A 25,112-nucleotide genomic window follows, 5' to 3' on the forward strand; every position below is an offset into this window, starting at 1 on the left:
GATCCCCTTCGGCAGCCCGGTCCAACTCCTGCTGCTCGCCGCGTCGTTCCCCCTCGCGGCCTACGCGGGGGTACGCCTTCTCGCGGACGACTGGTTCGGCGTGGCGTTGTGGATCGTGGGGGCCGCGCTGCTGCACGACCTCGTGCTGCTGCCGCTGTACGCGGCCGCGGACCGGGCCCTCGCGGCCGGTCTCGGCGCGGTCGGCCGCCGGGGGCTGACGATGTACGTCCGGGTCCCGGCGGCCCTGTCGGGGCTGCTCCTGCTCGTGTGGTTCCCGCTGATCAGCGGGACGGCCGACCGGCGTTACCGGTTGGCCACCGGGCTGCCGCCCGAGGGGTTCGCCGCCCGCTGGCTGTTGATCACGGCGCTCCTCTTCGGCGGCTCGGCGCTGCTGCTGGCGGTGCGGTCGGCGACGGGGAGGCCGCGCAGGGCGACGAAGCGGCGCCCGCCGGCCGTCCACTGACCGGCCCGCTCCCAGCGGTATGCGTACCGCAGCAGGGCCGCGGTGCCGAGCCGCGCCCAGGGAAAGGGGGAGCCGATGGCGGCACGGGCGTCGGTGAGGTGGACGTGGACGCGTTCGTCGACGTCCACCGCCGCTGTCTCCGCGAGCAGCAGTCCGCCCGGCCGCAGGAGCCGGGCCGCCCGCTCCAGCAGCGCGGCGGGGTCGCCCCCGATGCCGATGTTGCCGTCCATCAGCAGGACCGTGCCCCAGCGGCCCTCACCGGGCAGCGGCTCGAAGACCGAGCGCCGCAACGCCTGTCCCCCGAGCCGGATCGTGTGGTCGACCGCGGCCTCGCTCACATCGATGCCGAGGGCGGTCCGGCCGCGCGCGGTGAGTTCCGCGACCAACCGTCCGGGGCCGCAGCCGACGTCCAGCACGGTGCCCTCGCACCGGTCCAGCACGGCCAGGTCGACCGCGTCGGCACGCGCGCACCACCGTTCCACCTCCAGTGGCAGCAGCCAGCCGTCGGCCCGGCGCAGGAACAGCGGCCCGCGTCCGGCGTGCAGGGCGGCGGCGTAGGGGCCGGCGGCCGCCCACGCGGGCACGGTGGTGCTCATCGGCGGCCCGAAGCGGTGGTGCAGCGGGCGAGGCGGGCGGCGAACCGGCCGTGCGGGGCCAGGGCGGCGACCGCGTGGGCGTCGCCGGCGGTGTCGACGTCCCGCAGGCCGGGCAGGTCGCGGACGCGCAGACCGGCCGAGACGAGCCGGTCCCGCTGCACGGCCCCGGTCACCGGCGTGGACATGGGCACTCCCCGCAGCAGCGCGGGGTCGGGCTCGGCGAGCCCCAGCGCCCAGAATCCGCCGTCCTCGGCCGGTCCGAAGCACGCGTCGCAGTCGGAGAAGTCGACGGTGAGCAGGCCGGGCGTCACCTGCGGAGTGTCCATGCCGATGAGCAGGGCCGGACCCGCGCAGCGCCCGAACGCCTCCGCGAGCCGCTCGTCCAGGCCGCCCGCGCACTGCGGTACGACATCGAAGCCGGGCGGCAGCCAGGGGCCGGTGGAGCCGTCGAGGACGAGCACCCGGCGCGTCGCGGGCGTGGCGGCCACGGCCCGCAGGGTGTCGGCGAGGGCCGCCTCCGCGAGCCCGGCCGCCTCCTCGGGCGTGAAGGGCGGGGTGAGCCGGGTCTTGACCCTGCCGGGCAGCGGTTCCTTGGCGATGACGAGCAACGTGGTCACCGTGCGCTCCCCTCACCGGCCGGGGCCTCCTGGAGAACGCGGCTCATGTCCCGTACCGCCTGCCAGGTGCCCCGCCAGGTGCCCGTCACCTTCGAGGCCCCGGAGCGCGGCAGATACGGCACGTCGTGCTCGGCGATGCGCCAGCCCGCGTCGGCGGCCCGCACGACCATCTGCAGCGGGTAGCCGCTGCGCCGGTCGGTGAGGCCCAGCGCCAGCAGCGGTTCGCGGCGCGCGGCGCGCAGCGGACCGAGGTCGTGCAGGCGCAGCCCGGTGCGGCGGCGCAGCAGACGGGCCAGCGCGAGGTTGCCCGCCCGGGCGTGTGCGGGCCAGACGCCCCGGGCACGGGGGCGGCGCCGTCCGAGGACGAGGTCGGCCGTGCCCGAGCGGATCTCGTCGACGAAGGGCACGAGCAGGGACGGGTCGAGGGAGGCGTCGCAGTCGCAGAAGCAGACGACCTCGGCGGTGGCGGCCGACAGCCCCGCGTGACACGCGGCGCCGAACCCCCGGCGGGACTCGTGCACGACGGTCGCACCGAGCGCGCGGGCGATCTCCGCCGAGCCGTCGGTGGAGCCGTTGTCGACGACGAGAGCCCGCCAGCCGGCCGGGATCCGTGAGATCACCCACGGGAGGGCCCCGGCCTCGTTCAGACAGGGCAGGACGACGTCGACGTCTGATGGTGGTGAGAGGGTCACGGCTTTCACCCTACGAATACGAAGGGGACATATCGGGCTCCCGCTCCTTACGAAACGCGGACGTCGGGGGCCCGCGCGGCCTCCGGAGGCGGTGTGCGGGACGGCGCGGTGCCAGGCTGGAGGCATGCAGCAGCCGTACGAGCCCCTGTGGGCACGAACCGGGGACCGTTCCGCACGGGTCCTGGTCGTCGACGACGACCCGACCGTCTCCGAGGTGGTCGCCGGATACCTCGCCCGCGCCGGCTACCTCGTGGACCGGGCCGACGACGGCCCCACCGCCCTCGTGCGGGCCGGCGAACACCGGCCGGACCTGGTGGTCCTGGACCTGATGCTGCCCGGCATGGACGGCCTCGAGGTCTGCCGGCGGCTGCGCCGCGGCGGACCCGTGCCGGTCGTCATGCTCACCGCCCGCGGCGACGAGGACGACCGCATCCTCGGCCTGGAGGTCGGCGCCGACGACTACGTCACCAAGCCCTTCAGTCCCCGGGAACTGGTCCTGCGGGTGGAGTCCGTACTGCGCCGCTCCCGGCCCGACGCCGGTACGGGTGCGCTCCGCGCGGCCGGACTCGCCGTCGACCCGACGGCCCGCAGGGCGACCCGCGACGGCGTCGAAATCTCCCTCACCCTGCGCGAGTTCGACCTGCTCTCGTTCTTCCTGCGCCACCCGGGGCGGGCCTTCAGCCGGGAGGACCTGATGCGCGAGGTGTGGGGCTGGGACTTCGGTGACCTGTCGACCGTGACGGTCCACGTCCGCCGGCTGCGCGGCAAGGTCGAGGACGACCCGGCCCGGCCCCGCTTGATCCAGACGGTGTGGGGCGTGGGCTACCGCTTCGAACCGGGTGGTGAGTGACCGTGCAGGACACCCTCCTCATCGCCCTGTACGCCTTCGCCGGTGCCGCTGTCACCGGGCTCGCCGGAGCCGGCGTGCTGCGGCTGACCCGGCGCCGCTCACTCACCGCCTCGCTCGCCGTGGTCGCGGCGGTCGGCGTGCTGGCCATGCTCGCGGGCACGCTCGCCGTCGCGTGGGCGATGTTCCTCTCCCCGCACGACCTGACGGTGGTGACGACCGTCGTCGCCATGGCGGCCGTGGTCTCCCTGGCCACCGCGCTGCTCCTGGGCCGCTGGGTCGTCGCCCGCAGCCGCGAACTCGCCGTCGCCGCACGCGCGTTCGCCGACGGCCCGTTCGCCGCCCCGGACGGTCCGGCCACCGCCGAACTGGAGGCGGTGAGCCGTGAGCTCGCCGCCACCAGCGCCCGGCTCGCCGAATCCCGGGAACGCGAGCGGGCGTTGGAGTCCTCCCGGCGGGAACTCGTCGCCTGGATCTCGCACGACCTGCGCACCCCGCTGGCCGGCCTGCGCGCGATGTCCGAGGCGCTGGAGGACGGGGTGGCCACCGACCCCGGCCGCTACCTCCGGCAGATCCGTACCGAGGTCGAACGCCTCAACGGCATGGTCGGCGACCTCTTCGAACTCTCCCGCATCCACGCCGGCACCCTGCCCCTCACCCCTTCCCGCGTCTCGCTCTACGACCTGATCGGCGACGCCCTCGCGGGCGCGGACCCCCTCGCCCGCGAGCACGGCGTACGGCTGGTCGGCGACCGGGTGGAGCCGGTGCCGGTGGAGGTCGACGGCAAGGAGATGAGCCGGGTCCTGGGCAACCTGCTGGTCAACGCGATCCGCCGGACACCCGCCGACGGTACGGTGGCGGTCGCCGCCGAGCGCTCCCCGGAGGGCGTGGTGGTGTCGGTGACGGACGGCTGCGGCGGTATCCCCGAGGAGGACCTGCCCCGGGTCTTCGACACCGGCTGGCGCGGCACCCACGCGCGGACGCCGCCGGCCGGCGCGGGCCTCGGCCTCGCCATCGTGCGGGGGATCGTGGAGGCGCATCAGGGCCGGGCCACCGTGCACAACATCCCCGGCGGCTGCCGCTTCGAGGTGGTGCTGCCCGCCGCAGCTTCGTGAACGCGGGCAGCACCACCGGTCAACCGCGGTCCCGGGCGCCCCGCATCCCGGCCCGCGCGAACTCCGCCATGCCCTCCTCGAACCCGACCTCCGGCTTCCACCCGAGTCCGTCCCGCAGTCGGGAGGAGTCCGCGGTGATGTGCCGGACGTCGCCCAGCCGGTACTCGCCGGTCACGACGGGCGCGGGCCCACCGTGCGCCGCGGCCAGCGCCCGCGCCATCTCGCCGACGGTGTGCGGCTCGCCGCTGCCGGTGTTGTACGCGGTGAGCGCCCCCGGTGCCGAACCGGCCTCCAGCGCCAGGGTGTTGGCCGAGGCCACATCCCGCACATGCACGAAGTCCCGCAGCTGCCGCCCGTCCTCGTAGACACGCGGGGCCTCGCCCCGGGCGAGCGCGGAACGGAAGAAGGAGGCCACACCGGCGTACGGGGTGTCGCGGGGCATCCGGGGCCCGTACACGTTGTGGTAGCGCAAGGACACCGCCGACCCTCCCGTACAGCGGGCCCACGCGGCGGCCAGGTGCTCCTGGGTGAGCTTGGTCGTGGCGTACACGTTGCGCGGATCGGCCGGGGCGTCCTCCCCGACCAGGCCGGGAACGAGGTCCTCCCCGCACGCCGGGCACAGCGGCTCGAACCGGCCCGAGTCGAGATCGCCGACGGCGCGCGGACCGGGCCGCACCACTCCGTGCCGTGCGCACGCGTACCGTCCCTCCCCGTACACCACCATCGACCCGGCCAGCACCAGACGCCGCACCCCCGCCTCCGCCATCCGGGCGAGCAGGACGGCGGTACCGAGGTCGTTGCGGGAGACGTACTCCGCCGCGTCCGCGACCCCGTCGCCGAGCCCGACCATCGCCGCCTGATGGCACACCGCGTCGACACCGACGAGGGCGCGGGCGACCGCCGCCGGGTCGCGCACGTCCGCCCCGGGATCCTCCCGGACGTCGTACACGACCGGCTCGTGTCCGCGCTCGCGCAGCACGTCGACGACCTGGGACCCGATGAACCCGGCACCGCCGGTGACCAGTACACGCATACGGCCACGCTAGGGCGACGGGTGTGCCGGATCCCGTGACCCGCCGGGCACGTCACCACTCCGTAAGACGTGCGAAGGCGCGTCGGACCGGGACAAAACGCCATGCGCGCGAGACGCTGCCCGCCATGGACGCAACCGCTCCCCACCGCTTCGACGACCTCACCGCCCTCTACGTCAACTGCACCCTCAAACCGTCCCCGCAGCTCAGCCATACCCAGGGCCTGATCGACAAGAGCCGCGCGATCATGGACGCGCAGGGAGTGACGACGGACGAGATCAGGGCCGTCGACCACGACATCGCCACCGGCGTCTACCCGGACATGACCGAGCACGGCTTCGCCACCGACGCGTGGCCGGCCCTCTACGAGAGGGTGATGGCCGCCGACATCCTGGTGCTGGCCGGACCGATCTGGCTGGGCGACAACAGTTCGGTGACCAAGAGGGTCGTCGAGCGCCTCTACGCCTGCTCCTCCCTGCTCAACCCGCAGGGGCAGTACGCCTACTACGGCCGCGTCGGCGGCTGTCTGATCACCGGCAACGAGGACGGCGTCAAGCACTGCGCGATGAACGTCCTCTACAGCCTCCAGCACCTCGGCTACACGATCCCGCCCCAGGCGGACGCCGGCTGGATCGGCGCGGCCGGCCCCGGGCCCTCGTATCTCGACCCGGGCTCGGGCGGCCCCGAGAACGACTTCACCAACCGCAACACCTCCTTCATGACCTGGAACCTCATGCACATCGCCGCCCTGCTCAAGCACGCCGGGGGTATCCCCGCCCACGGCAACCGGCGCTCGGAGTGGGACGCGGGGTGCCGGCCGGGCGCCGACAACCCCGAGCACCGCTGAGGCCGGGAGCCGGACGCCCGGGGTTCCCTCCCCTGCGCATTCGGAACGGCCTCCGCGCTTCTCACAACGTGGCGGCGAGCCGCTGCCGGAGCGTCGCGGCGTGGGGGCTGCCGAGAGAGTCGAAGATCTCAAGGGCCTCGCTCCAGTAGGGCGCGGGGTCCTCTTCGCCGGTCATGCCGACGGCCCGGCCGAGGAGGTCCAGGGTCTGGGCCTGTCTCCTGCGGTGGCCGGTGGCGCGGTGCACGATCAGAGCCCGGTGCGCGTGGCCGGCCGCGACGGCGGGTTCTCCCCGTTCCAGGCCGGCGCGGGCCAGAGCGGTCAGCGCCTCGCCCTCCACCAGGCGGTATTCCGTGCGCCGGGCGATGTCCAGCGCCTCGTCGGCCTGTTCCCGGTCCAGGGGACGGCACAGGGAGGCCAGTCCGATCAGGGAGCGGGCCTCCAGGTCGTGGGCGCCGCGTTCGCGGGCGAGCTTGAGCGCCTCCCGGTAGGCACCGGCGGCCTCGTCGTGGCGGCCGAGGGCGAGCAGCACGCTGCCGAAGGTGATGCGGGCGGCGGCGCGGAAGTACTCGTCGCCGTCCTGGTCGCTGAGGGGGGTGGCGGTCCGCGCCAGCGCCAGGGCGCCGGTCAGGTCGCCGGCGTCCCGGCGGACCGAGGCCGTCAGCCGGAGTACGTATGCCTCACTGCCCACGTCGCCCCAGTCCCTGGCCATCGCCAGCGCGGTCCGCAGGTGGTGCGTCGCGCCCGCGGGGTCGCCGAGCAGATGCCGGGTGCGGCCGAGGTTGGCCTGCCGGTGCAGCCGGTTGTGCTCGTTGTCCAGGTCCGCCGGGAGACGCTCCGCCCGCAGGAAGCAGTCCAGCGACTCGGGCAGACGGCCCAGGTCACGCAGGACGTTGGCGAGGTTGCCGAGGACGGCCGGGTGCCCGTCCGGCAGGCCGCTCAGCCGGTCGAGTTCCATGGCCCGCTCCAGGTGATCGGCGCTGCGCCGCAACCGGCCGCTGATCCGGGTGACCATGCTGAGGTTGGTGTGTGCGGTGGCGGCGCCCTCCGGCCAGCCGGCGGCTTCGGCGAGGGCGAGGAACCGCTCGAAGTGGGCGATCGCGGTGTCGGGGCGGCTCTGCTGGGTGTACGCGATGCCGAGCAGGTTGTGCATGGCAGCCTCGGCCCGGGGCTGTTGCGCGGCGCGGGCGGCGGCCAGGGCGGCCTGGCCCAGGGCGGTCCAGTCCACGGCGTTCTTACGGGTCCAGGAATGGCCGCGCAGGGCGTCGGCGAGCAGCCAGGCCGCCGGACGGCCCGCGGCGGCGGCCTGGTGGACGGCCCCGGAGAGGTTGGCCAGTTCGGCGTCCAGCCAGCGGATCGCCGCCGTGCCGTCGGCGACCTCCGGAAGCGGGGCCACGGCATCGCTCCCGGCACCGTACGCGTCACCGGGCAGGAGCTGTTTCATCCCGGGGTAGAGCAGGTACGCACAGCGGTTCACCGCGGCCAACAGCCAGCGAGTCGGTCTTCCTGGCCGGGGAGGAGACACCGGACGGCCCGGTCTGGCAGGCGCGGGTCTTCGACCTCGCCGAGGAGCTGGACTTCGCCGGACATCCGGTCATCGGCGCCGCCTGTGTGCTGCACGCCCTGCACGGCTCCGGCGAGCGCGCGAGCTGGACGCTGCGGCTGAAGGCCCGCACGGTGACGGTGGCGACGAAACGGCGCGGCCCCGGACGGTACGCGGGCGTGCTGGACCAGGGCCGGGCGGCCTTCCTCGGCCGTCCGGACCCGGCGCGGGCGGCGGAACTCGCCGCCTGGTTCGGCCTGGATGCCGGTGACCTGGACCCCGACCTGCCCCCGGAGGTCGTCTCGACCGGGCTGCGCTATCTCGTGCTCCCGGTCCGTGCGGGGGTTCTGGCGCGTGCCCGTATCGCCTCGGACATCACCGGGCGGCTGGCCGCCCTCGGCGCCCGGTTCGCGTACGTCCTCGACGTCACCGGCCTGGAGGCGCGGCACTGGAACAACGACGGGCTGACCGAGGACGTGGCCACCGGCAGCGGGGCGGGATGCGCCGCCGCCTACCTGCGCCGGTACGGCCGTATCGGCGACGGGGAGGCCGTGACGCTGCGGCAGGGCCGGTTCACCGGGCGCGGCGGTGAGATGACGATCAGCGCCCGCGGCCACGGCGAGGACATCCCCTCCGTCCGGGTCGGCGGCGAGGTCGCCTTCGTCGGCGAGGGACGGCTCCGGGCGCTGCCCCGATGACCGGGACACCCGCCGACGCCGGGACGGCGATGTGCAGGTGAAGCCAGCTGGCTGCCGGGCCGGGAACGGGGCGGCCAGGTCACCGGAGCTCGGGCGCGAACGTGGCGAGGGACCGGGCCGGGGCGAACCGCGGCGCCGTGTTCTCGGAAGTGCCCGGATTCCGTTTCGCGCGTCCGGGACGGAGTGGCCGGAGCGGCCGGAGCGAGGAGAGCCGGATCACGTCGGACCGTGCGCTATTGGCCAGTTCGGCGGGGCACGGTACCGTCACTCTGATATCGACGACGGAAACACGGAAGCCGGTGGAAGTCCGGCACGGTCGCGCCACTGTGAACGGTGCGCTCCCTCCCCAGGGGGCGGGCCGCGAGTCAGACCCGGGGCCGTCGTCCTGTGCACCACCGAGATGGGACGCGAACTCCCAGAGGAGGCCCTGCCATGGCGCAGCACGTCGCTCAGCCGACCACCGCCGCACCCGCCGTTCCCGCCAAGCTCCCGCTCAAGGACATCGCCCCCTGGGCGGTCTTCTTCGGCATCCTCATGCTGGTCCTGCTGTACTTCGTCGGCGCCGAGCAGGGCGCCACCTCCGTCGTCTCCGGCGAGGGAGTCCACGAGTGGGTGCACGACGCCCGCCACCTGCTCGGCTTCCCCTGCCACTGACGGGGGGCGCCGCACCGCCATGAACTCCGCAACCGTGCGAAACCTTCTGGTGCGGGGCATGCTCGCCGGCCTCGCGGCCGGCGTGCTCGCCCTCGTCGTCGCCTACTTCCTGGGCGAGCCGAACGTCGACAGCGCCATCGGCTTCGAGGAGTCCCACGCCCCCGCCCACGAGCACGAGGTCGAACTCGTCTCCCGCTCCCTGCAGTCCACCGCCGGTCTCGCCACCGGTGTCCTGGTCTACGGCGTCGCCTTCGGCGGCATCGCCGCCCTCGCCTACTGTTTCGCCCTCGGCCGCGTCGGCCGCTTCGGCCCGCGGGCCACGGCGCTGCTGCTCTCGGGGGCCGCGCTGCTGGCCGTGTACGTCGTGCCGTTCCTGAAGTACCCGGCCAACCCGCCCGCGGTCGGCGACCACGACACCATCGCCCAACGGACCATCCTGTTCTTCCTGATGATGCTGCTCGGTGTGCTCCTCGCGATCGCCGCGGTGATCACCGGCAAGCGGCTCGCGCCGAGGCTCGGCACCTGGTACGCCACCGTCGTCGCGATCCTCGGCTTCATCGCCCTGATCGGGCTGGCGTACGCGTTCCTGCCCGCGATCAACGAAGTCCCGGCGGACTTCCCGGCCACCCTGCTGTGGCGGTTCCGCCTGTCCACCCTCGCCCTCCAGATCACGCTGTGGACGGGCTTCGGCCTCGTCTTCGGCGAACTGGCCGAACGGCTCCTGAACCCGAAGCCCGCGAAGGCGCCGGCGAGGGCGGCGGTGACCGTCCCGCAGTGAGCCGACCGGAATGACGGCACGGCCCCCGGATCCGTCCGGGGGCCCTGTCATGCGCCGGCCGGGTCCAGCGGCTGCCCGAGCCGCAGGTTCCACCGGCCGTCCCTTCCACTGACCGACGTGGCCGTCAACGGGGGCACGTCGAGCCGCCAGAAGGCCGCCGCCGGCGCCCCCAGCACCCGGACCACCACGGCCCGTACGATCTCCGGCTCGACCACCGCGACCGTATGGCCGTCCGTCTCCGCCGCCGCCCGCAGCCAGCGGCCCACCCGTGCGCACAGGTCCGCCACCGACTCCCCGCCGTGCGGTGCCGCGTCGGGGTCGGCGAGCCAGCGGCCCACCTCCTGCGGCTCGGCGGCGCCGGCCTCGGCGAGGGTCAGGCCGCGCCAGCGCCCCACGTCCAGCCCCGCCAGGTCCGCCTCCTCGATCCCGTCGAGACCGAGGGCGGCCGCCGTCTCCCGGCAGCGCACACTCGGGGAGAGCACGACCCGTACGGCGGCGGGCAGGGACCCGGCGGCGGCCCGCGCCCGGGCCGCCCCGCCCGCGTCGATCGAGGCCCCGTCGTCGAAGCGGGCCCGACGCAGGGAGTCGTTCATCGCGGGCGGGACGAAGCTGACACGGCTGGTCACGGGAGGGCTCCTTCGGGTGCGGTGCGGTCGGCCGGGAGCGTGCCCAGGAAGCGTATGTGCGGACGGTCCCCGGGGGCGGCCCGGGTGACGGCGGCGCGGACGCCGTACACCTCGGCGATCAGTTCCTCGGTGAGGACCTCCTCCGGGGTGCCGCCCGCCACCACGCGGCCCCGGCGCAGGACGAGGAGCCGGTCGCAGTACATCGCGGCCAGGTTGAGGTCGTGCAGGGCGACCACGCTGGTGAGCCGGAGTTCGGTGATCAGGTCCAGCAGGGCGAGCTGATGCTGGATGTCGAGGTGGTTGGTGGGTTCGTCCAGCAACAACTCCCGGGGCTGCTGGGCGAGGGCGCGGGCGATCTGCACCCGCTGGCGCTCCCCGCCGGACAGCGTCTGCCAGGGGCGTGCGGCCTTGTCGGCCAGACCGGTGCGGGCCAGCGCGGAACGGACGGCCTCCTCGTCCCCGGCGGAGGCGGGCGCCCAGGCCCTGCGGTGCGGGACACGGCCGAGGCGTACGACGTCGAGGACCGTCAACGCCACCTGGGTGTCCGCCTGCTGCTCGACCACGGCCACCCGCCGGGCGACGGCACGGCGCCCCACCCGCTCCAGCGGGCGCCCGTCGAGCGTGACGGTGCCGGAGGCCGGGGCGAGGACACCGGCGAGCAGCCGCAGCAGGGTCGACTTGCCGGAGCCGTTCGGGCCGAGCAGCCCGGTGACGGTCCCGGGACGCGGGGCGAGGCTGACCCCGTCCAGGATCAGGGTCCCGTCGGCCGACCGGCTGACCCGGTCGGCGCGCAGTCCGTCGAGGTCGCTCACCGGGTGTCCCTGCCCCGGTAGAGGATCAGCACGAACGCCGGGACGCCGATCAGCGAGGTCATCACACCCACCGGCACCTCCTGCGGGTCCAGCAGGGTGCGGGCCAGGGTGTCGACCCAGACCAGGAACACCGCCCCGGCCAGCGCGGTCGCCGGCAGCAGCCGGGTGTGCCCGGGACCGGTCAGCGCCCGGGCGGCGTGCGGCAGCACCAGCCCGACGAAGCCGATCGCCCCCGCCGAGCCGACCAGCACCGCCGTCAGCAGCGCGGTGACGCACAGCAGCACCAGCCGGGTACGGGCCACCCGCACTCCCAGCGCGGCGGCCGCGTCCTGCCCGAACGCGAACGCGTCCAGCGCGCGGGCGTACACCAGACACACGGGCAGCGCCGCCGCCAGCACCGCCAGACACAGGCCGACGTCCGTCCAGTCGGCCCCGCCGAGCGAGCCGAGCAGCCAGAACAGCACCCCGCGCGTGGTCTCCGCGTCGGCCGCCGTCATCACCACGAAGGAGGTGACCGCCGAGAACAACTGCATCGCGGCGACCCCGGCGAGCACCACCCGGTCCGTGGTGCCCCCGAGGCTGTGACTGAGCAGCAGCACCAGCGCGAACGACACCACCGCGCCCACGAACGCCCCGCCCGACACGGACACGGCCCCGCCGCCCGCACCGAGCACCACGACCACGACCGCACCGGTCGAGGCCCCCGAGGAGACACCCAGGACGAACGGGTCGGCGAGCGGATTGCGCAGCAGCGACTGCATGACCGCGCCGCACACGGCCAGCCCGGCCCCGCACACCGCCGCGAGCAGGGTGCGCGGCAGCCGCAGATTCCATACGATCCCGTCCCTGATCGGCGACAACCGCCCCCGGCCCCAGCCGAGATGGGCCGCCACCGTCGCCCATACGTCACCGACGGCGATGTCCGCCGGGCCGATGGTGATCGCCACCGCGACGGAGCCGCACAGCAGCGCGAGCCCGGCCGCCCACAGCAGCGCGCGCCGCAGCGCCACCGGGACCGCGGCCGACGGGACCGCCGCCGTCGGGACGTCGCTCACCCCGCGAGGCCGTACGCGCGCAGCGCCGCCGCCACCTTCTCCACGCCCTCGACGGTCCGGATCGTCGGGTTCATGGCCTGCCCGGAGAGCAGCACGTACCGCTTCTTCCGCACGGCGGTCATGTTCCTGGTGACCGGATCGGACTCCAGGAAGGCGATCTTCTTCGCCGCGGTCTCGGCGGTCTGCTGTCTGCGGGTCAGATCGCCGACGACGAGGACGTCGGGGTCGCGGTCGGCGACGGTCTCCCAGCCGACCTGGGGCCACTCCTCGTGGGTGTCGGCGAAGGCGTTCTCCGCCCCGGCCTCGCGGGTGATCACGCCGGGCGCGCCGCAGCAGCCGGCCAGGTACGGGGACTGGGAGTTGGCGAACCAGTACAGGACGGTCACGCCCCGGGCGTCCAGGCCCGAGGTGGCCCTGTCGAGCCGCCCCCTCAGTTCGGCGACGAGCGCACGGCCGCGCTCCTCGACGCCGAAGATCCGTGCCAGGTCGGTGACTTCGCCGTAGATCGCGTCCATGGTGAGCGGCTCGGTGCGCGAGCCGTCGCCGTCGCCGCCGTTGTCCTTGCCCACGCAGTCGGAGGGGGAGAGGTAGGTGGGCACGCCGAGCTTCTCGAACTGCTCGCGTGTGGCCACCCCGCCCGTGCCGAGGGTGGAGGCGAAGGAGGCGGCGACGAAGTCGGGTTCGGCGTCCAGCACCTTCTCGAAGGACGGGGCGTCGTCGGCCAGCCGTCTCACCTTCGCGTCGGCCTTCTCCAGGCCCTTGGCCACCGGGTCGGTCCAGGTGGCGGTGCCTGCCATACGGTCGGCGAGACCGAGCGAGAGCATGATCTCGGTGGTGCCCTGGTTGAGGGAGACGGCCCGCTCGGGAGCCCGCTGCACGCGCACCTTCCGCCCGCAGTTGTCGAGGGTGACCGGGTGGCCGGCCGACGCGCCCCCGGGCGATGAACCGGGCTTCCCGGACGAGCCGGCGCAGCCGGTCAGCAGCAGAGCGCCGGCCAGCAGCAGAGCGGCGGCGGGACGGACGGGGCGTGCGAGCGGCACGGAACATCCTTCGGCGTCGAGGGCTCATGCGCGAAGCCCGGTCGTGCGGTTGCTCCCCCGGCGTCTTTCCGCCGCCGGAGGCCGCCAGCAGGTCTTCGGACTCGGGGTCACCCGGACGGGGCGCCTTCCCGGACCGCTCCGCCGTCCAGTGGCCGTTGCCCCGCCCGTCGCCCTCACCGCTGCGCGTCAGCTCCGGATTCGCACCGGATTCCCTGACCCGTCGTGCGTACAGGTACGCACAGGGGTACGACTGGCTTCGGCAAGCTACCACAGGCCCCGACGGCGGACCGGCCTGGTCGTCCGGTCGCAGATGCCCATGATTCACGCCCTCGGACATGGCACACACGAGCCGTAGGGCGGGAAGAGGATGGCACATGCGTTTGCGTGCGCCACCTGTCCGGGTACGGTCACCCGGGAGGTGATGGCCCATGCCCCAGACGGACGTCGTGCTCGCCGGTGACCTGGCCCGGCCCACCCGGCTCACCGTGGCCGATCTGCTGACCTGGCCCCAGCGGCGGGCGGCGGTCAGCTTCGAGTGCGCCACCAGCGGCGTCCAGCACCACCGATTCACCGGCCCGCTCCTGCACGACGTGCTGTCGGCGGCCAAGCCCGGCTTCGACCCCGCCCGGCGCGAGGACCGGCTGCGGTTCCTGGTCGCCGTGCACGGGGCGGACGGCCATCACGCCGTGCTGTCGTGGGCCGAGAGCGACCCCGACTTCGGCAACGCCGCCGTACTGCTCGCCACCACCGTCGACGACACCCCGCTCGACGGGGCCGGCCCCCAGCTGGTCCTGCCCCAGGACCGCTGCGGCGCGCGGCACATCAGCGGCATCGCCACGATACGGGTGGACGGCGGCTACCGCGTAGGGGCGTGATCACCGCCGACGAACCCCGCCCACGCCGCCCGCGACACACGGACGACCGGTCCGGGCGCGGCTCTGGAGTCCCGGATGTGTACGGCTTCCGTGGTGGCGGCGACTTCGACGCACCGACCGCCCTCGGTGCAACACCGCCTCGTTCCTCACGAACCCCAGTGGTGGCGCATCGAGGTCACCGCCGATGACACAGGCGGCCGGGGACTGCGTCTCGTCGCGGGCCTCGCCGCCCGCTGGGACTGGCACACGCGGTCCGACGGTCCGGGCAGGACGGTGCGGGCAGCGTGCGCCCTCACCCATGAAAACCGGACATCACGTCCAGGTGGGGCCACAGGTCCGGAAGAATGGACCCACGATGACATCCCAGACCTCGGCACCCTCTGAGCCGGCAGAGCCCCCCGCCCCACCTCCCGTCGACTACACCCCTTTCACCCACCTCACCGTCCCCAACGCCCCCCTCTACCGCCAGGTGACGCGCGCGTTCCTCGTCGCCAAAGAGCGGTTCGCGGTGCATCTGCGGCCGGAGGACGTGCACGCCGCCCTGGATGCGGACACGCGGCCGGCCGACATCGAAGCCGTGGTCAAGGCACTGGACAGCCTGGTCGCCTGGGGGAATCTGCGGGCCGATCCGGACCACGCCCGCGTGACAGCCGTCGAGGACTTCTACCGCAGACGGTTCATCTACCAGCTCACGCGGGCCGGAGAGGCGGCGGAGGCGGCGCTCGGGACGTACGACGAGGCGCTGGGACGGCGCGGGGAGCTCCAGGCCGTCGCGCTGCATGACATCGTCACGCAGCTGCGGGCTCTGCTGGTGATCGTGGCGGAGGACGAGCCGGATCCGGCGAAGGCGTACGTCGCCCTGTCCGTGCTGACCGCGCGCTTCACCGACCTCGCGGACAACGCCCGCGCCTTCATGGGATCGCTGCAGCGCACCATCGACCTGCACGACATCGAGGTCGAGGCGTTCCTCGCGTACAAGGACCGGCTGATCCAGTATCTGGAGCGCTTCATCCAGGACCTGATCACCGTCGGCGGGCGGATCGCCCTGCTCATAGGGGAGTTGGAGCAACAGGGGCGGGTGGGACCGCTGCTGCGGCTCGCCGCCGTACGAGAAGCCGCCGACGCCTCGCCCGAGGACGCCGAGCACGCGGAGGCGGTGGCGTACGAGAGGTGGGCCGGACGGTGGTCCGGGCTCGCGCAGTGGTTCGTGTCGGGGGAGGGGCGGGAGTCGCAGGCCCGGCTGCTGCGGGGGCGGGCCCTCGGGGCGATTCCGCAGCTGCTGGCCGTCGTACGGCAGTTGAACGAGCGGCGGGCCGGGCGCTCCGACCGCTCCGCCGACTTCCGCACGCTGGCGCGCTGGTTCGCCGAGGCGCCCGATGACGAGGCGCGGCACCGGCTGTGGCGGGTGGCGTTCGGGCTGTACTCCTCCCGGCATCTCACCGTCGACGGGGACACCCTCACCGAGCGGACGGCCGCGCCCGAGCCGGCCTCGACTCCGTGGGGCCGGTCGCGTCCGCTGCGGATCAGTCCTCAGCTGCGCCGTACCGGCAGCTATGAACGGCGGGGCAAGCCGCGCCGGGTGGCCGACCGGGGCGAGGCGAGGCGCAGGCTCGCCGAGATCGCCGCCCGGCAGGCGGGGGAGGTCAAGGAGGCGCGCGAGCGGCTCGCGACGGGTGGCCCGGTGCGGCTGTCCCGGCTGGGCGAACTCGACCCGATCGCTTTCCAGTTGTTTCTGCGCCTGCTCGGCGATGCCCTCGCGACCTGGCGGCCGGGTATGACCACTACCGCGGCGACCAGCGGGGACGGCTCGATGGAGGTCCGGCTGACCGCGCTCGACGACGGTTCGATGGCCGAAGTGCGCACGCCGGACGGGGTGTTCCGGGGGCCCGACCATCTGATCGACATCGTGGACCTGACGGCGGAGATCCGGTGACCGGCCCTCTGACCGAGATTCTCGACGGCCAGCGCGAGGCCGATCTCCAGCGGGCCGCGCGAGCCCTGCTGAAGGAGCCGCTGCTCACCGCCGACGGGCCGTACGCCGACGAGTTCCGGCTGGTGCGCCGGCACGCCGCCGCGCTGCGCGAGTGGTTCGAGCGCAACGTCGGCTGGACGCTGCGCACGGACGCCGACGCCGCACGGCTGCGCAAGACCCCGGGCACCCTGGCCGACGTCACGCACCCCGCCCGCGAGGCCGCCCGGACCGCCCTGCCGTTCAACCGCCGCCGTTACGTTCTGCTCTGCCTGGCGCTGGCCGCGCTGGAGCGGGGCGAGGCACAGGTGGCACTCGGCCGGCTCGCCGAGCAGGTGGTGCTGGCCGCGGCCGATCCCGGACTCGTCGCCGCCGGAATCACGTTCACCCTGGAACGGCGTGACGAGCGCGTCGACCTCGCAGCCGTCGTACGACTCCTGCTGCGGCTGGGCGTCCTGCGGCGGGTGGCAGGCGACGAGGAGGCGTACGTCAGCGGGTCGGGGGACGTGCTGTACGACGTACGGCGGCGCGTGCTGGCCGGGATGCCGGCCACCCTGCGCGGCCCCTCCCTCGTCGAGGCCGGGGACTTCGAGGAACGCCTGGTGGAGATGACGGCGCAGACCGCGCTCGACAGCGACGAGCTGAGGTTCCGCGCGATCCGCTGGAAGCTGACCCGCCTCCTCCTCGACGACCCGGTGCTCTACTACGACGACCTGGCCGACGACGAACTGGCCTACCTCACCCGGCAGCGCGGCTTCATCACCGCGCGGATCAGCGAGCTGACCGGGCTGGTGGCCGAGGTGCGCGCCGAAGGCATCGCCATGGTCGACCCGCTGGACGACCTCACCGACGTACGCATGCCCGAGCAGGGTACGCACGGCCATGTCACCCTGCTGCTCGCGCAGCATCTGGCGCGTGCCGCCCGACCCGTCACGGCGGCGGAGCTGGCGCTGCGCGTGCGTGAACTCGCCGTGGAGCACGGCGGTTTCTGGTCCAGGTCGGCCAGGGAACCGGGAGCCGAGCCCGCACTGGTGGAACAGGCCCTGGCGAAGCTGGAGGCCCTGGGACTCGCCGAGCGCACCGAACGGGGTGTCGTGCCGCGACCGGCTCTCGCGCGGTACGCCGTCGGTGAACCCGTCCTCAAGGAATCAGGAAGGTGAACCGCGCTGTGACCGCGCTCCCGGCTCCCGTGCTTCCCCGCCCCGCCCCCGGCCGGTGGCGGCCCCTGCGCATCGGGCTCGTCGACCTGTTCCACTACGACATCGAGGAGTTCTGGTTCCGCGACGGCCGCCTGCTGCTGCGCGGCAACAACGGCACCGGCAAGTCCAAGGTGCTCGCCCTCACCCTGCCGTTCCTGCTGGACGGGGACCTCTCCGCCCGCCGTGTCGAGCCCGACGGCGACCCGGGCAAGCGGATGGAGTGGAATCTGCTGCTCGGTGGCGAACACCCGCATCCCGAACGGCTCGGCTACACCTGGATCGAGTTCGGACGGCTCGACGAGACCACCGGCGAGCCGTACTTCCGTACGCTGCTCTGCGGGCTGAAGGCCGTCACCGGCCGCGGCATCGCCCGCCACTGGTTCGCCGTCACCGACCAGCGGATCGGCGCGGGACTGGACCTGCTCGACGCCACCGGCACCGCCCTGTCCCGGGACCGGCTCGCCGAGGCCGTCGGCAGCCACGGCATGGTGTACGACACCGCCAGGACCTACCGCCGAGCGGTCGACGAGGCTCTGTTCGGGCTGGGGGAGCGGCGCTACGGGGCGCTTGTCGACCTCCTGATCCAGCTGCGCCAGCCCCAGCTGTCCAAGCGCCCCAACGAGGCCGCCCTGTCCCGGGCGTTGACGGAGGCACTGCCGCCGATGGACCAGGCGGTCGTCGCCGACGCGGCGGAGGCGTTCAGGTCGCTGGACGAGGAGAAGGAGGAGCTGCGGGCGGCGCGCGAGGCCGAACAGGCGTCGTCGGGATTCCTCGACCACTACCGGCGCTACGCCCGCGTCGCCTCCCGTCGCCGGGCCCGGCTGCCCCGCACGGAACACGCCCGCTACGAACACATCCAGCGGGAACTCCTCAAGGCACAGGGCGACCGCGAACAGGCCGTGACGGACCGCGCGGAGGCCCAGGAGAGGGCGACGGCGCTCGACGAGCGGGCCGCGCGGCTGGCCGCTGAGGACGCGGCTCTGAGAACCGGGCCCGAGATGCGTGACGCCCGCGCACTCGACCAGGCGGCGGTCGACGCCTCTCGTACGGCAGCCGAGCTGACGCGGTCCGAGGCGGATCGGCAGACAGCTTCGGGGGCCCATACCCGGGCCCTGGGACGGCTCACCACCGCGACGAACCGCCTGACCGCCGCGCAGGAGACCCTGGACGACCTTCAGGGCCGCGTGGCGGAGAGCGCCGAGGCCGCCCGGCTCCACGCCCCCCGGACCGAGGGAGCCCCCGCCGCTGTCCTGCGCCGCGCGGCGGACGAGGCGACGGCGGGCAGACGGCGCGCCGTCGAGCACGTGGAGGCACTCGCCACGCGGGCCGAGCGGGCCGAGGAGAAACGCGGGGCCGCCCGGCTGCGTGCCGACGAGGCCGACGAGGAGGCCGTGCACAGCGGGGTACGGCTGGCCGAGGCCGAGGAGGGAGCGGCGGGGGCGGGGCATGCACTGGTCGCGGCAGTCAGAGATCGTCTCACCCGGTGCGTGGAGTTGCGGGTGACCGGGCTGCCGGGGATCCTCGACGCGCTGCAGGGCTGGGTGAGCAGCCTGGACGGTCCGCACCCGGCAAGGGCGGCCGCGACCGCGGCCCACAGCGCCCTCGCCTCTCACCTGGCCGACCAGGCCGCCGCCCTCGCCCACCGCGAGGCGGCGACGGCGGAACGGCAGCGGCTGGTGGAGCAGGAACTGGCCGCTCTGGAAACGGGCGGCCAGCGAGGCCCGTCGGCCCCGTACACCCGCACGTCCGATGTGCGGGCCCGCGGCCTCGGGGCACCGCTGTGGCGGCTCGTCGACTTCCGCCCGCAGCTCACCGAGGCCGAACGCGCCGGACTGGAGGCCGCGCTGGAGGCGTCGGGGCTGCTCGACGCCTGGGTGCGGCCGGACGGTACCGCGGTCGCGGCCGACGGGCACGATGTGCTGCTCGACCCCTTGGACCCGCCGGCCCCTCGGTCTGGGGGCGGTCTCGACCGTGCGCTGTGTCCGGCGGTCAACCACGCGGACGTGGGGGCCGCCGCCGTGGGGGAACAGACGGTCCAGCGCCTGCTCACCTCGATCGGGCTGGCCGGGAAGAACGACGACGCGCCGACGGAGGACGCCCCGGGGACCGGCGGCCACCGCACATGGGTCTCCATGGACGGACGCTTCCGGATCGGCGCACTGACCGGAAGCTGGGCCAAGGACAGCGCCCAGTACGTGGGTGAAGGGGCGCGGGAACAGGCTCGCCGCGCCCGGATCGGCGAACTGCGGATCGAGCGGGAGGCGTGGGAAACCGAGCGGGAGCAGCTGGCCGAGGCGCTGCGCGCGGTGGCCGGGCGCCGTGGCGTGCTCGACGCCGAGCTCGCGGCCGTACCGGGTGACGACGACCTGCGCCACGCCCACGCCCGGGTCACAGCCGCGGCCGACGCGATGCAGCGGGCCCTCACCCGGCAGCGGGAGCGGGCCGCCGAACTGGACAGGGCGTCGGACGACGCCGACCGGGCCGCGGCCGAACTCGGCGAGACGGCCGCCGCCATGAACCTCCCCACCGACCGGGAGGAACTGGGCAAGGTGCGGCAGGCGCTCGCCGATCACACCGCCCACCTCGCGGCACTGTGGCCCGCCCTGCGCGAGCGCGCGGACGCCGGGCACGCGGTTGCCGGGGAGCAGGCCGAGACGGGCCGGGCCGAACTCCTGGTCTCCGCACTCGCGGAGCGCGCGACCGAGGCGGCCCGGCTCGCCGCAGCCGCGGACCAGCACCTGCGGACGCTCCGCTCCACCGTCGGAGCGGCCGTCGCCGAACTCCAGCGGCAACTTGAGGAGACGGCGGCCGCCGCACGTGTCTGCCAGACCGAGCAACAGCGTGCCCAGGCGGACATCCGCGACGCCGACCGGCGCGCCGGACACGCCGAGGGGCGCATCGAGCGGCTCGCCGAGGACGTCACGGACGCCACCGCCGCGCGGGAGGGTGCCATCGCGGCGCTCCAGCGGTTCGTCGCCACCGGGCTGCTCGCCGTCGCCCTCCCCGACATCGCCGTACCGGACGACGACAGCGGTGCATGGGCGGCGACTCCCGCCGTGAGCCTCGCCCGTGTCATCGAGGCCCGGCTCTCGGCCACCGACGATTCGGACGCGGCCTGGGAACGCGTTCAGAAGCGGGTGAGCGAGGAGCTCGGCCGGCTGCAGGACGCGCTGTCCCGGCACGGCCACACCGCCACGGCCCGGCCGAGCGAGGACGGCATGCGGGTCGACATCGTCTACCAGGGCCGGGAGCGGGCCGTTCCCGAACTCGCCGAGGCGCTGGCCACCGAAGTCGCCGAACTGACGCGCATCCTGTCGGCGCACGAGCGGGAGATCCTGGAGACGCATCTGATCACCGAGGTCGCCGGGACCCTCCAGGAGCTGATCGGCGCCGCCGAACGCCAGGTACAGGCCATGAACAGGGAACTGGAGGAGCGTCCGACCTCGACGGGGATGAAACTCCGCCTGGTCTGGCGGGCCTCCCGCCGGGCGCCACAGGGGCTGGCCCCGGCCCGTGAGCGGTTGCGCCAGTCCGCCGACGCCTGGTCGCCGCAGGACAGGGCCGCGGTCGGGGCGTTCCTCCAGGAGCAGATCGCGCGCCGTCAGGCCGACGACAGTGCGGGCAGCTGGCTGGAGGACCTCACCGCCGCCCTGGACTACCGGGCCTGGCACGAGTTCGGCGTCGAACGACACCAGCACGGCAAGTGGGTACCGGCCACCGGACCCGCATCGGGCGGCGAGCGCGTCCTGGCGGCGTCCGTGCCCCTCTTCGCTGCCGCGTCCTCCCACTACGCGAGCGCGAGCGGGGCACACGCACCGCGTCTGGTCACCCTGGACGAGGCGTTCGCCGGAGTGGACGACGACTCCCGTGCCAAGTGCCTCGGTCTGCTGCGCGCCTTCGACCTCGACGTCGTCATGACCAGCGAACGGGAATGGGCCTGCTACCCCCAGGTGCCCGGCATCGCGATCGCGCAGCTCGCCCGCGTCGACGACATCGACGCCGTTCTCGTGACCCGGTGGGAGTGGGACGGCAGCGACCGGCGGCGCGGCCCCGAACCCGGCTCGACCGCGTTCGCGAGGGTGCCTGCCCAGAGTGCTGCCGCACGGGACGCTCCGGGAGAACAGGAGTCCCTGTGGACATGAATCTGCCGGCCGCACCGCGCGCCGACATCGATCGCCTCGGCCGGTTGCTCGGTGATCCGGGCCTTGACTGGCTGCTGGAGCGCGTCCGGGAGCGGATGGCCGGTGGCCGGCCGCTCACCGGCACGGTCAGCCTGGCCCGCCCGGACGGACTGCACCGCCTCGCAGCCGAGCGGCTGTTGGGGCGACCACCCGGGGCCGGTCGCTCGCTGACGGTGCGACTTGAGGCGGTGGACGCGATGCTGCGCCGCTCCGGTGCCTGCCCCGAGGGCCTGGCGGCCGCCGTGACGGCCCTCACCGGGCCCGTCGCCCTGCGCGCGGAGGCGCAGGCCGACGAGGCACAGGCGTGGCAGGAGGCGTACGCCCCGCTCGGCACCCTGGACACCGGCCTGACCGAGTGGGCGGAACGGATCCGCGCGGACGGTCTCGTACGGCGACTCGCGCGCACGCCGGAAACCGCACGCACCTTGGTGGCCGGTGCCGTACAGGCGCTGCGAGAGCTGCCCGCCGTTCCCTCGATGTCACGCGCGACGTTCGCGGCACGACATCTCGGTGGCGCCCATGCCCTGGACGAGGGGACACCGCTCGCCGCTCTCGTCCTGTCGGGCATCAGATCGCTCACGGGCTTTCCCGACGGCAGCGGCGCCGAATGGCGACGACAGGCGTGGGCGTCGGCCGGCCTGCTCAAGGACGACGTGTCCTCGACGGTCCTCGTCCTGAACCTGCGGGGCACACCGGCCCTCGACTGGATGGCCGACATGGGGGAACCCGCGGTCCTGACACTGCGTTCGCTCACTCGCCACGCGCGGACCCCCGCCCTCACGGTGACCGGAAACGTCCATGTGTGCGAGAACCCGGCCGTTCTGTGCGCTGCGGCCGACACGTTCGGGTCGGCGTGCCCACCGATGGTGTGCCTCCAAGGACAGCCCTCGGCCGCCGCCCTCACCCTGCTGCGCGGTCTGTCCGCGCAGGGGGCCGAACTCCTCTACCACGGCGACTTCGACTGGGGCGGCGTGCGCATCGCCACAGCGTTGAGGAGAAGCGTCCCGTGGCGGCCCTGGCGTTACACGGCCGCCGACTACCGGGAGGCGGTGGGCGGGACGACTGCCGCCCCGGGGCTGTCGGGCACGGCCGCGGAGACTCCGTGGGATCCGGCGCTGGCCGTGGCTCTCGCCGAGCAGGGCGTCCGTGTCGAAGAGGAGGCCGTGCTCGACTGTCTGCTCTCCGACCTGGAGACGCGGCAGCGTCCGGGGCGACCTGGGAAGGCCGGCCCGGACGCTGTTCAGCTGTTCACCGGTCGATCGGGGATCAGACCAGGTCGAACCGGTCCAGGTTCGAGACCTTGACCCAGGCCGCGACGAAGTCGTTCACGAACTTCTCCTTCGCGTCGTCGCTCGCGTAGACCTCGGCGAGGGCGCGCAGCTCGGAGTTGGAGCCGAAGACCAGGTCGGCACGGGTGCCGGTCCACTTCAGGTTGCCCGCGTCGTCGCGGCCCTCGAAGGTGTGCTGGTCCTCCGAGGTGGACTTCCAGGTCGTGCCCAGCTCGAGCAGGTTGACGAAGAAGTCGTTGGTCAGGACGCCCGGGGTGTCGGTGAACACACCGTGCTGGGAGCCGCCGCTGTTGGCGCCGAGGACGCGCAGACCGCCGACGAGGACCGTCGTCTCGGGGGCGCTCAGGGTGAGCAGGTTCGCCTTGTCGAGCAGCAGGTACTCGGCGGGCAGGCGGGTGCCCTTGCCGACGTAGTTGCGGAAGCCGTCCCAGTTCGGCTCCAGCGCGGCGAACGACTCGGCGTCCGTGTGCGCGTCGGTCGCGTCGACACGGCCCGGCGTGAAGGGGACCTCCACGTCGAAGCCGGCGTCCTTGGCGGCCTTCTCGACCGCGGCGGCACCGCCGAGGACGATCAGGTCGGCCACGGAGACCTTCTTGGCGCCGGTGTTGAACTCGGCCTGGACGCCCTCGATCACGCTGAGGACGTGGCGCAGCTGGTCGGGGTCATTGGCCTCCCAGGAGCGCTGCGGCTCCAGGCGGATCCGGGCGCCGTTGGCACCGCCGCGCTTGTCGCTGCCGCGGAAGGTGGAGGCGGACGCCCAGGCGGTGGACACCAGCTGGGAGACCGTCAGACCGGACGCGAGCAGCTTGGCCTTGAGGGCCGTGACGTCGGCGGCGTCGATGGTCTCGCCCTCGGCCTCCGGCAGCGGGTCCTGCCAGAGCAGGGTCTCCGCCGGGACCTCCGGGCCGAGGTACAGCGACTTCGGGCCCATGTCACGGTGGGTCAGCTTGAACCAGGCGCGGGCGAACGCGTCGGCGAACTCGGCCGGGTTCTCGTAGAAGCGGCGCGAGATCTGCTCGTAGACCGGGTCGAAGCGCAGCGACAGGTCGGTGGTGAGCATGGTCGGCAGCTGCTTCTTCGACGGGTCGTGCGCGTCGGGGATGATCGCCTCGGCGTCCTTCGCCACCCACTGGTTCGCGCCGGCCGGGCTCTGGGTGAGCTCGTACTCGTACTCGAAGAGGTTCTTGAAGAACCCGTTGCTCCACTGGGTCGGCGTGGCGGTCCAGGTGACCTCCAGGCCGGAGGTGATGGCGTCGCCGCCCTTGCCGGAGCCGTAGGTGCTGGCCCAGCCGAGGCCCTGGGCCTCGATCGGGGCGGCCTCGGGCTCGGCGCCCACGTTGTCCGCCGGGCCGGCGCCGTGGGTCTTGCCGAAGGTGTGGCCGCCGGCGATGAGGGCGACGGTCTCCTCGTCGTTCATCGCCATGCGGCGGAACGTCTCACGGATGTCGCGGGCCGCGGCGATCGGGTCCGGGTTGCCGTTGGGGCCCTCGGGGTTGACGTAGATGAGACCCATCTGGACGGCGCCGAGCGGGTTCTCCAGGTCGCGGTCGCCGGTGTAGCGCTGGTCGTCCAGCCAGACCTTCTCGGGACCCCAGTAGACGTCCTCCTCGGCCTCCCAGACGTCGGCGCGGCCGCCGCCGAAGCCGAAGGTCTCGAAGCCCATCTGCTCCAGGGCCACATTGCCGGTCAGGATCATCAGGTCGGCCCAGGACAGCGCCTGGCCGTACTTCTTCTTCACCGGCCACAGCAGACGGCGGGCCTTGTCCAGGTTGCCGTTGTCCGGCCAGCTGTTCAGCGGCGCGAAGCGCTGCTGGCCGGCGCCGGCGCCGCCGCGGCCGTCGGAGATGCGGTAGGTGCCGGCGCTGTGCCAGGCCATACGGATCATCAGCGGGCCGTAGTTGCCGAAGTCGGCCGGCCACCAGTCCTGGGAGTCGGTCAGTACCGCGGCGATGTCCTGTTTGACGGCCGCGAGGTCGAGGTTGTTGAAGGCCTCCGCGTAGTCGAAGTCCTCACCGAGCGGGTTCGCCACCGCCGGGTTCTGGGCGAGGATCTTCAGGTTGATGCGCTCCGGCCACCACTGGCGGTTGCCGCCGCCCTGGGTCGGGTGTGCCGCACGGTCGTGGGCGACCGGGCACTTCGCCTCGGACGAGGGGGTTTCAGACATGAAGGATTCCTTCCGAACGGGGGA

At 73.8% G+C, this 25,112-nt stretch carries 21 protein-coding genes, 1 pseudogene and 2 riboswitches; of the genes and pseudogenes, 11 read left to right on the plus strand and 11 right to left on the minus strand.

Going from position 1 to position 25,112, the window contains the following annotated elements; all coding sequences use genetic code 11:
• Nucleotides 1-303 precede the first annotated feature (303 nt).
• The 3 genes from AQJ64_RS00415 to AQJ64_RS00425 are packed head-to-tail and all read right to left on the minus strand — an operon-like array spanning nt 304 to nt 2,377.
• Nucleotides 304-1,059: a class I SAM-dependent methyltransferase gene (locus AQJ64_RS00415; protein ID WP_055632051.1), complete on the minus strand. Its 756-nt coding sequence runs from the start codon at nt 1,057-1,059 to the stop codon at nt 304-306.
• The gene (locus tag AQJ64_RS00420) at nt 1,056-1,676 is read right to left on the minus strand and encodes a TIGR04282 family arsenosugar biosynthesis glycosyltransferase (RefSeq protein WP_055632052.1); all 621 of its coding nucleotides are present in this window, start codon (nt 1,674-1,676) and stop codon (nt 1,056-1,058) included. Before AQJ64_RS00420 ends, AQJ64_RS00415 begins: the two co-directional genes overlap by 4 nt.
• On the minus strand, nt 1,673-2,377 hold the full coding sequence (locus AQJ64_RS00425) for a glycosyltransferase family 2 protein (protein ID WP_055632053.1): 705 nt from the start codon (nt 2,375-2,377) through the stop codon (nt 1,673-1,675). Before AQJ64_RS00425 ends, AQJ64_RS00420 begins: the two co-directional genes overlap by 4 nt.
• Before the next feature lie 115 nt (nt 2,378-2,492).
• On the opposite strand from AQJ64_RS00425, the gene AQJ64_RS00430 reads away from it, so the two are divergent.
• Complete coding sequence (locus tag AQJ64_RS00430) at nt 2,493-3,218, plus strand: response regulator transcription factor (protein ID WP_055632054.1); 726 nt, start codon at nt 2,493-2,495, stop codon at nt 3,216-3,218.
• A 2-nt stretch (nt 3,219-3,220) separates the two neighbouring features.
• Nucleotides 3,221-4,330 carry a sensor histidine kinase gene (locus tag AQJ64_RS00435; protein ID WP_055632055.1) on the plus strand — a complete coding sequence of 370 codons (1,110 nt, stop codon included), beginning with the start codon at nt 3,221-3,223 and terminating at the stop codon, nt 4,328-4,330.
• Between the two features lie 19 nt (nt 4,331-4,349).
• On the opposite strand, the gene AQJ64_RS00440 is transcribed toward AQJ64_RS00435, so the two are convergent.
• Entirely contained in the window at nt 4,350-5,363 is a 1,014-nt protein-coding gene (locus tag AQJ64_RS00440) for an NAD-dependent epimerase/dehydratase family protein (RefSeq protein WP_055632056.1), read from the minus strand.
• 125 nt (nt 5,364-5,488) lie between these two features.
• Between AQJ64_RS00440 and AQJ64_RS00445 the strand changes: the two genes are divergently transcribed.
• Nucleotides 5,489-6,208 carry a flavodoxin family protein gene (locus AQJ64_RS00445; protein WP_055632057.1) on the plus strand — a complete coding sequence of 240 codons (720 nt, stop codon included), beginning with the start codon at nt 5,489-5,491 and terminating at the stop codon, nt 6,206-6,208.
• Between the two features lie 61 nt (nt 6,209-6,269).
• Here AQJ64_RS00445 and AQJ64_RS47595 read toward each other — a convergent pair whose 3' ends face one another.
• A complete protein-coding gene (locus AQJ64_RS47595) occupies nt 6,270-7,601 on the minus strand; it encodes a tetratricopeptide repeat protein (protein ID WP_240512486.1) in 1,332 nt (443 codons plus the stop codon).
• Nucleotides 7,602-7,711: 110 nt separating this feature from the next.
• On the opposite strand from AQJ64_RS47595, the gene AQJ64_RS47600 reads away from it, so the two are divergent.
• From AQJ64_RS47600 to AQJ64_RS00465, 3 genes are all read left to right on the plus strand, one after another.
• Nucleotides 7,712-8,446 carry a PhzF family phenazine biosynthesis protein gene (locus AQJ64_RS47600; protein ID WP_107103373.1) on the plus strand — a complete coding sequence of 245 codons (735 nt, stop codon included), beginning with the start codon at nt 7,712-7,714 and terminating at the stop codon, nt 8,444-8,446.
• 240 nt (nt 8,447-8,686) lie between these two features.
• Nucleotides 8,687-8,842, plus strand: a riboswitch (cobalamin riboswitch).
• 36 nt (nt 8,843-8,878) lie between these two features.
• Entirely contained in the window at nt 8,879-9,100 is a 222-nt protein-coding gene (locus AQJ64_RS00460) for a CbtB domain-containing protein (RefSeq protein ID WP_055632059.1), read from the plus strand.
• Between the two features lie 19 nt (nt 9,101-9,119).
• Nucleotides 9,120-9,878 carry a CbtA family protein gene (locus AQJ64_RS00465; RefSeq protein WP_055632060.1) on the plus strand — a complete coding sequence of 253 codons (759 nt, stop codon included), beginning with the start codon at nt 9,120-9,122 and terminating at the stop codon, nt 9,876-9,878.
• A 47-nt stretch (nt 9,879-9,925) separates the two neighbouring features.
• Here AQJ64_RS00465 and AQJ64_RS00470 read toward each other — a convergent pair whose 3' ends face one another.
• Genes AQJ64_RS00470 through AQJ64_RS00485 form a run of 4 tightly spaced genes read right to left on the minus strand, consistent with a single transcriptional unit; the run spans nt 9,926 to nt 13,411 of the window.
• The gene (locus AQJ64_RS00470; protein ID WP_055632061.1) at nt 9,926-10,504 is read right to left on the minus strand and encodes a histidine phosphatase family protein; all 579 of its coding nucleotides are present in this window, start codon (nt 10,502-10,504) and stop codon (nt 9,926-9,928) included.
• The gene (locus AQJ64_RS00475) at nt 10,501-11,316 is read right to left on the minus strand and encodes an ABC transporter ATP-binding protein (protein ID WP_055632062.1); all 816 of its coding nucleotides are present in this window, start codon (nt 11,314-11,316) and stop codon (nt 10,501-10,503) included. Before AQJ64_RS00475 ends, AQJ64_RS00470 begins: the two co-directional genes overlap by 4 nt.
• On the minus strand, nt 11,313-12,371 hold the full coding sequence (locus tag AQJ64_RS00480; protein ID WP_055632063.1) for a FecCD family ABC transporter permease: 1,059 nt from the start codon (nt 12,369-12,371) through the stop codon (nt 11,313-11,315). The genes AQJ64_RS00475 and AQJ64_RS00480 overlap by 4 nt, the downstream gene beginning before the upstream one ends.
• Nucleotides 12,368-13,411, minus strand: a complete 1,044-nt coding sequence (locus AQJ64_RS00485) for an ABC transporter substrate-binding protein (RefSeq protein WP_055632064.1) — start codon at nt 13,409-13,411, stop codon at nt 12,368-12,370. Before AQJ64_RS00485 ends, AQJ64_RS00480 begins: the two co-directional genes overlap by 4 nt.
• Nucleotides 13,412-13,498: 87 nt before the next feature.
• Nucleotides 13,499-13,647, minus strand: a riboswitch (cobalamin riboswitch).
• A gap of 192 nt (nt 13,648-13,839) precedes the next feature.
• Between AQJ64_RS00485 and AQJ64_RS00490 the strand changes: the two genes are divergently transcribed.
• Nucleotides 13,840-14,286 carry a molybdopterin-dependent oxidoreductase gene (locus AQJ64_RS00490; RefSeq protein ID WP_055632065.1) on the plus strand — a complete coding sequence of 149 codons (447 nt, stop codon included), beginning with the start codon at nt 13,840-13,842 and terminating at the stop codon, nt 14,284-14,286.
• On the opposite strand, the pseudogene AQJ64_RS45075 reads toward AQJ64_RS00490, so the two are convergent.
• Nucleotides 14,268-14,411 (minus strand): annotated as a pseudogene (locus tag AQJ64_RS45075) (DUF397 domain-containing protein); the annotation flags it as partial. The gene AQJ64_RS00490 and the pseudogene AQJ64_RS45075 sit on opposite strands and share 19 nt — an antisense overlap.
• 230 nt (nt 14,412-14,641) lie before the next feature.
• Between AQJ64_RS45075 and AQJ64_RS00495 the strand changes: the two are divergent.
• From AQJ64_RS00495 to AQJ64_RS00510, 4 genes are read left to right on the plus strand one after another with little or no spacing between them, the layout of a single operon-like run.
• Nucleotides 14,642-16,219 carry a TIGR02677 family protein gene (locus AQJ64_RS00495; protein WP_059202298.1) on the plus strand — a complete coding sequence of 526 codons (1,578 nt, stop codon included), beginning with the start codon at nt 14,642-14,644 and terminating at the stop codon, nt 16,217-16,219.
• The gene (locus tag AQJ64_RS00500) at nt 16,216-17,415 is read left to right on the plus strand and encodes a TIGR02678 family protein (RefSeq protein ID WP_055633693.1); all 1,200 of its coding nucleotides are present in this window, start codon (nt 16,216-16,218) and stop codon (nt 17,413-17,415) included. The genes AQJ64_RS00495 and AQJ64_RS00500 overlap by 4 nt, the downstream gene beginning before the upstream one ends.
• Complete coding sequence (locus tag AQJ64_RS00505; protein WP_240512594.1) at nt 17,412-21,596, plus strand: TIGR02680 family protein; 4,185 nt, start codon at nt 17,412-17,414, stop codon at nt 21,594-21,596. Before AQJ64_RS00500 ends, AQJ64_RS00505 begins: the two co-directional genes overlap by 4 nt.
• Nucleotides 21,593-22,939, plus strand: coding sequence for a TIGR02679 family protein (locus tag AQJ64_RS00510; protein WP_079061445.1), 1,347 nt, complete (start codon nt 21,593-21,595; stop codon nt 22,937-22,939). The genes AQJ64_RS00505 and AQJ64_RS00510 overlap by 4 nt, the downstream gene beginning before the upstream one ends.
• On the opposite strand, the gene katG is transcribed toward AQJ64_RS00510, so the two are convergent.
• Nucleotides 22,902-25,088: a catalase/peroxidase HPI gene (katG, locus tag AQJ64_RS00515; RefSeq protein WP_055633692.1), complete on the minus strand. Its 2,187-nt coding sequence runs from the start codon at nt 25,086-25,088 to the stop codon at nt 22,902-22,904. The genes AQJ64_RS00510 and katG overlap by 38 nt on opposite strands.
• Nucleotides 25,089-25,112: the final 24 nt, after the last annotated feature.

Source organism: Streptomyces griseoruber, from assembly GCF_001514205.1.
Taxonomy (GTDB): domain Bacteria; phylum Actinomycetota; class Actinomycetes; order Streptomycetales; family Streptomycetaceae; genus Streptomyces; species Streptomyces griseoruber.

What these genes read in the sequence shown, in the direction of transcription:
- AQJ64_RS00465 (WP_055632060.1), top strand. Translation starts at nt 9,120, where the DNA reads ATGAACTCCGCAACCGTGCGAAACCTTCTGGTGCGGGGCATGCTCGCC.
- AQJ64_RS00490 (WP_055632065.1), top strand. Translation starts at nt 13,840, where the DNA reads ATGCCCCAGACGGACGTCGTGCTCGCCGGTGACCTGGCCCGGCCCACC.
- katG (WP_055633692.1), bottom strand. Translation starts at nt 25,088, where the DNA reads ATGTCTGAAACCCCCTCGTCCGAGGCGAAGTGCCCGGTCGCCCACGAC.
- AQJ64_RS00495 (WP_059202298.1), top strand. Translation starts at nt 14,642, where the DNA reads ATGACATCCCAGACCTCGGCACCCTCTGAGCCGGCAGAGCCCCCCGCC.
- AQJ64_RS00510 (WP_079061445.1), top strand. Translation starts at nt 21,593, where the DNA reads ATGAATCTGCCGGCCGCACCGCGCGCCGACATCGATCGCCTCGGCCGG.
- AQJ64_RS00430 (WP_055632054.1), top strand. Translation starts at nt 2,493, where the DNA reads ATGCAGCAGCCGTACGAGCCCCTGTGGGCACGAACCGGGGACCGTTCC.
- AQJ64_RS00415 (WP_055632051.1), bottom strand. Translation starts at nt 1,059, where the DNA reads ATGAGCACCACCGTGCCCGCGTGGGCGGCCGCCGGCCCCTACGCCGCC.
- AQJ64_RS00445 (WP_055632057.1), top strand. Translation starts at nt 5,489, where the DNA reads ATGGACGCAACCGCTCCCCACCGCTTCGACGACCTCACCGCCCTCTAC.
- AQJ64_RS00440 (WP_055632056.1), bottom strand. Translation starts at nt 5,363, where the DNA reads ATGCGTGTACTGGTCACCGGCGGTGCCGGGTTCATCGGGTCCCAGGTC.
- AQJ64_RS00460 (WP_055632059.1), top strand. Translation starts at nt 8,879, where the DNA reads ATGGCGCAGCACGTCGCTCAGCCGACCACCGCCGCACCCGCCGTTCCC.